The 1,108-nt window shown below is 35.8% G+C and carries 1 protein-coding gene; it reads left to right on the forward strand.

Translation table 11 applies throughout. The features are described 5' to 3' along the window. Positions 1-976, forward strand: a 976-nt coding sequence (locus tag AC6CHU_RS25925) for an IS110 family RNA-guided transposase (RefSeq protein WP_498123163.1), incomplete at its 5' end; no start/stop codon positions are given. Positions 977-1,108 lie beyond the last annotated feature (132 nt).

The following is a 1,108-nucleotide window of genomic DNA, read 5'->3' on the forward strand; positions in this document are numbered from 1 at the left end:
GTTGATTTCATACAAGGCAAGAGGCTCAAGTTTAAGAAAAGTAAAGACAGATGCTGTAGATGCCTATCTTCTTTGTGAGTTATTCTACAAAGAGGAGTTAGAGCCTTATAAAAAGAGAGGTGTTCAATTATTAAACCTTCGAAATCTTACAAGACAGCATGAAAATATTACTGGAGTAACAATTCAAACGAAGCTTCAATTTCAAGCTGTTCTTGAACAAGTGTTTCCAGAATATAAGGGGGTTTTTGGAGATTTATATTCGGTGGTATCACTCTTAACGCTTTCAGAGTTCCCCTCTTCCGAGGATATTATTAAAGCAAGTGAAGAAACAATTACAGATAAGATACATGAATTATGTAAAAGTCGATCAATTAGGTGGGCAAAAGAAAGTGCGATTAAACTTAAGGCTGCGGCAGCTCGTAACCCTTTTGAAAAGACAGTCTACCAGAGTCATATTTTAAGCCTTGGTATGTATATTAATATGATTCTTCAATACAAAGAGCACCTATCAAAGTTGGAGTCGGAGATAGATGCCCTCGCTAAAGAAATTGAAGAATATAATATTATCAAATCTATCCCTGGTATCGGGGAAAAAATCGCTGCAACGATTATTTCAGAAATTGGAGAGATAGATCGATTTACTAATCCTAAAAAGCTGGTAGCTTTCGCTGGAGTTGATCCAAGTGTATTCGAATCTGGTAAGTTTACAGCCACAAAGAATCGAATTACAAAACGAGGGTCAAGTAGGCTTCGTCACGCCTTATATATGGCTGTTCGTTGTGCGATTCGTGATTGCCGTAAAAAGAAAACAACGGATGAAATCATCCCTCGCAACAAGAAAATGCGAGAGTTTTACGACAAGAAACGTGGCGAAGGAAAACCCTTTAAAGTAACTGTAATTGCATGCGTAAATAAACTCTTACATTGGATATTTGCCCTTTTAAAGAACAGAACCACTTTCCAAGATTTAGCTTAGAACCAAAAATAAACTAAATAACACAAAACCTTCCAAAACCAGAATAACGGAAGGTTATTTGGCATGCACATTTTTAGTATAGCATGAGATATTTTAAGTTTTTATTGAAAAATATTGACAAACTATTAGCTG

The sequence above is a fragment of the Cytobacillus sp. GQ23 genome, from assembly GCF_059758675.1.